Annotated in this window: 5 protein-coding genes and 1 pseudogene; all 6 read left to right on the top strand. The window is 59.7% G+C overall.

Annotated features, from left to right (window positions below; all coding sequences use genetic code 11):
* A pseudogene (locus tag SKC41_RS31620) lies at positions 1–105 on the top strand (3-(cis-5,6-dihydroxycyclohexa-1,3-dien-1-yl)propanoate dehydrogenase); the annotation flags it as partial.
* A gap of 161 nt (positions 106–266) precedes the next feature.
* The gene (locus tag SKC41_RS31615) at positions 267–710 is read left to right on the top strand and encodes a cupin domain-containing protein (RefSeq protein WP_080691083.1); all 444 of its coding nucleotides are present in this window, start codon (positions 267–269) and stop codon (positions 708–710) included.
* A 289-nt stretch (positions 711–999) separates the two neighbouring features.
* Positions 1,000–1,785: an alpha/beta fold hydrolase gene (locus SKC41_RS31610; protein WP_152978968.1), complete on the top strand. Its 786-nt coding sequence runs from the start codon at positions 1,000–1,002 to the stop codon at positions 1,783–1,785.
* Positions 1,782–2,201: a 4-carboxymuconolactone decarboxylase gene (gene pcaC / locus SKC41_RS31605; RefSeq protein ID WP_330981542.1), complete on the top strand. Its 420-nt coding sequence runs from the start codon at positions 1,782–1,784 to the stop codon at positions 2,199–2,201. The genes SKC41_RS31610 and pcaC overlap by 4 nt, the downstream gene beginning before the upstream one ends.
* Positions 2,198–2,881, top strand: a complete 684-nt coding sequence (locus SKC41_RS31600) for a 3-oxoacid CoA-transferase subunit A (protein ID WP_330981541.1) — start codon at positions 2,198–2,200, stop codon at positions 2,879–2,881. Before pcaC ends, SKC41_RS31600 begins: the two co-directional genes overlap by 4 nt.
* Positions 2,878–3,552, top strand: coding sequence for a 3-oxoacid CoA-transferase subunit B (locus SKC41_RS31595; RefSeq protein ID WP_054585770.1), 675 nt, complete (start codon positions 2,878–2,880; stop codon positions 3,550–3,552). Before SKC41_RS31600 ends, SKC41_RS31595 begins: the two co-directional genes overlap by 4 nt.
* Positions 3,553–3,992: the final 440 nt, after the last annotated feature.

The raw sequence follows: 3,992 nt of genomic DNA, 5'->3' as shown, positions 1-3,992 counted from the left end.
ATGACCGGCTGGCTGCAAGGCAAACGCGCTCTGATCGTCGGCGCAGGCTCAGGAATCGGTCGGGCAACACTAGACGCCTTCCACACAGAAGGCGCGCGCGTAGCCGTGTGTGTAACGGCGCTGCGACTGCCTCAATGGAGGTCCCGACGATGTCGATCCGGCCGCATTGTTGACGCGTTCTTGAACTGCGCGGCTGCGAGGGGAGGAGGCATTGAGATAGATGCCTCTGCGAAGTGACGTAGGACGACCGGAAAGGGCTGCATATCATGCACGACGATAAGCAAGAACACGCAGAACGGGTAGTAACCGACCTTAAGGCGAAGGTCAATACGAATTTGCCAGAATCAATGGTAATTGACTTTGCTCAGTATCAGTTGTTCTCGAAGGACGTGCCCACAGTCGCAATCGTTTACGAAGCTGGTGAGAAGTCGATCGCTGCCGTGGTGTGGAATCTTGCGCCTGGCCAGGAGAATGAGCGGCATTATCATCCGGCCATGGACCACCTCCACGTGATTCTCTCAGGTCGGGCTGAGTACCACTTGGGGAAGGGCGCGCCGATCACTGTCGGGACAGGCCAGGCAGTCATGGTCCCATCCGGAGTAGTGCATGGGATCAAGAACGTGGGAACTGAGCTGTGCTCTTACCTCGCGATAACCTCTCCCGGAAATTACGAGAAGATTCGTGTCGCAGGCGACCCGACAGGTGCCTGACATGGGCGCTGCACGGCAGCTTTACGGGCTCATCGACGTTAATCGGCTTAAGTTCGAAGAGCCGCTTTACCCTGCCTATCGTCAGCCAAATCAGGATCGTGGTTGGTGACGTCGGGTGGCTTGGAAGGCTGACCAAGTCGGCATGATCGGGAGTCCCTCCAGGAGCGCGAGCGTGCTCTCGGGCCGCTGGCAGCGCCCTGCGTCGATACGCGAGGCTGTCCAGATGGGGGTTGCGTCTTGATACGTTGCATGTTCGGCCGAGTGGCACGGGCCCTGAAGGAGACACTCATTGAGCACAGCCAGGATTCGTAGTGTGCATCTGGCCGGTGCGCCCCAACTACCGCCCATGGTCCTGGGGCCTTCGTTGGGAGTGCCGGTTACGGCGCTGTGGTCCTCGACAGCGGACCGTCTGGGCCGGTCACACCACGTGATCGGGTGGGACCTTCCCGGTCATGGTGCTAGTCCTCCACTGACAACCTCTTGCACGATCGGCGAACTTGCCGACGCTGTTGCCGCGCTCGCCGATACTGAAATCGGCGATCGCCCTTTCGTCTACGCGGGAGTTTCCGTCGGCGGAGCTGTCGGGCTGCAGGTGCTGCTGGATCATCCCGGTCGCATCAGCGCAGCCGCGCTGATTTGTACTGGCGCGAAGATCGGTACACCCGAGGATTGGATCGCCCGCGCTGGCAGCGTTCGGCGCGACGGTATGGGCGCGATGGTCCCGGGGGCGGCACAGCGGTGGTTCGCTCAGGGATTCACCGAACGCGATCCGGCGGTTCACAGCATGCTGCTGGAGTCGTTGCGAAGCGTCGACAGCGACAGTTATGCCTTCATTTGCGAGGCTCTCGCCGAATTCGATGTTCGAGAACGCCTCAGCGAGATCGACACGCCCATCGTCGCGTTGGCCGGCGCGGACGACGTCGTGACACCTCCGACATCGCTGCTGTTCATCGCCGAACGCGTGTCGAGGGGACGATATATCGAGCTGCTACAGACTGCACACCTGGCGCCCGTGGAACGGCCCGACTGGGTCGCCCCACTGGTTGCTGGATTGGACGAATGGAGCCACCGATGAGCAATGTCAACGATCGCTACGACTCTGGGATGGCGGTGCGTCGCGACGTTCTAGGTGACTCGCACGTCAATAGTGCGACGCAGCAAAGCACAGAATTTGACGCTGATTTTCAAAGGTTCATCACCGAGTACGCGTGGGGTGGCATTTGGACACGGCCCGGTCTGGACCGACGCAGTAGATCTATCGTCGCGCTGACAGCGCTGATTTCGCGTGGGCACGACAAAGAGCTTGCGATGCATATCGATGCGGCACTGCGAAACGGCCTCTCACAAGACGAGATCAAAGAAGTGTTGCTTCAGTCAGCGATCTACTGCGGTGTTCCAGAAGCCAACACCGCTTTCAGAGTTGCGCGGAGCGTACTGGGATCCGCAGCAGCAACCATGACCGACGAACATCATTCGAAAGCTGTCTTATGAGACTACTGGTCACCGACGACGCGGTCACTGCTGTGGAGGGGATCGAGGATGGGTCCACCATCCTCGTCGGGGGTTTCGGGATGGCAGGCATGCCTATTGCCTTGATCGACGCGCTGATCGTGCAGGGCGCCGGTGATCTGACCATCGTCAGCAACAACGCCGGCAATGGTGATACCGGATTGGCTGCTTTATTGTCGGCTGGTCGGGTCAGAAAAGTTGTGTGTTCCTTTCCCCGACAAAAGGATTCATGGGTCTTCGACAGACTATATCGCGCTGGTCGGATTGAGCTGGAGGTCGTTCCGCAGGGGAACCTCGCTGAGCGGCTCCGCGCAGCAGGCGCGGGTATCGGGGCGTTCTTCACTCCTACCGGTGTAGGAACACCGCTGGCCGAGGGAAAGGAAACAAGGGCGATCAACAGTAAGCAATACATGTTGGAGTACCCCATCCACGGCGACTATGCGCTCATCGGCGCCCACCGGGCTGACCGGTTTGGCAACCTGATATATCGCAAGACTGCCCGCAACTTCGGACCCGTCATGGCAACAGCGGCCAGAACCACCATCGCGGAAGTCTCAGAGGTCGTCGACGTGGGGCAGATCGACCCTGAAACCGTAGTCACACCAAGCATTTACGTTGACAGGGTGCTCTGCGGCCGGCGAGCTCCGATGGTGGCGACATGAAGCGGCTGACAGCTGATCCACAGCTGGTAGAACACCTCGACAGAGCGCCATTGACGGCGGCGGAACTGGCCGCGACAGTCGCACGCGACATCCCGGACGGATCTGTCGTCAACCTCGGTATAGGCCAGCCGACCACGGTGGGTGACTACTTGCCTTCCGATAAAGGCATCCTGCTGCACACCGAAAACGGGATGCTGGGCATGGGACCGGAAGCTCACGGCGGCCAAATCGATCCCGATCTGATCAACGCCGGCAAAATTCCGGTGACCGAATTGCCCGGCGCCGCCTATTTTCATCATGCCGACTCCTTCGCGATGATGCGCGGCGGACACATCGATGTCTGCGTGATGGGCGCTTTTCAAGTGTCTGAGCGAGGGGACCTCGCGAACTGGAGCACTGGGGCCCCGGACGCGATCCCTGCCGTGGGCGGAGCCATGGACCTGGCCGTCGGAGCCAAGTCGGTCTACGTCATGATGTCGCTGTTTGCGAAAGACGGCAGCCCGAAACTCGTATCCACGTGCACTTACCCACTGACCGGCAAGGCCTGCGTCAGTAGGGTTTACACCGAACTCGCGATCTTTGAGCTTGACCCGGACTCCGGGACCACGGTGCTCGAGACGTTCGGCATCAACGTCGCCCAGCTTAGGAAAAAACTCGGTGTCATTGTCTGATCCTGACGAGCTGTCACACCAGCGATCCGGGCATGAGACCATCATCGTGCGCACCTTTCGTTGATTTGCCAGGCGAACCCCGAAGTGGAGTTTGGCCAATGTGATTGCTGATGGCCAGCTCGCCGTCAAAGGGTTCGACATCCGTCGCAATGACCACGCTGGTCTCGAGAATCGCTCTCACTTATTTGTCCACGGGAGTCGGTCGGCGATTGTGTCCCGGTCAGCATTCCAAAGCTGGATCTGCGGGCCTGGCGAACCGCGTCGGACCATCGCCTCCTGGCCTCGAGAAGCCGCGGAAACGAGGTGCGCCCCGAGTCGGCCGGCCACTGTGATCGTGATAACTCTTGTCCGTTCTCATTGAATCTGGGGCACATTTACTAGTCTGACCTGCATTGCCCCAGATTGGATGAGAATTTCGATCGCGACGTTTCTCATTGAAT

It is taken from the genome of Mycobacterium sp. 050128 (genome assembly GCF_036409155.1).
GTDB lineage: Bacteria > Actinomycetota > Actinomycetes > Mycobacteriales > Mycobacteriaceae > Mycobacterium.
This window is presented reverse-complemented; position numbering and strand designations above follow the sequence as displayed.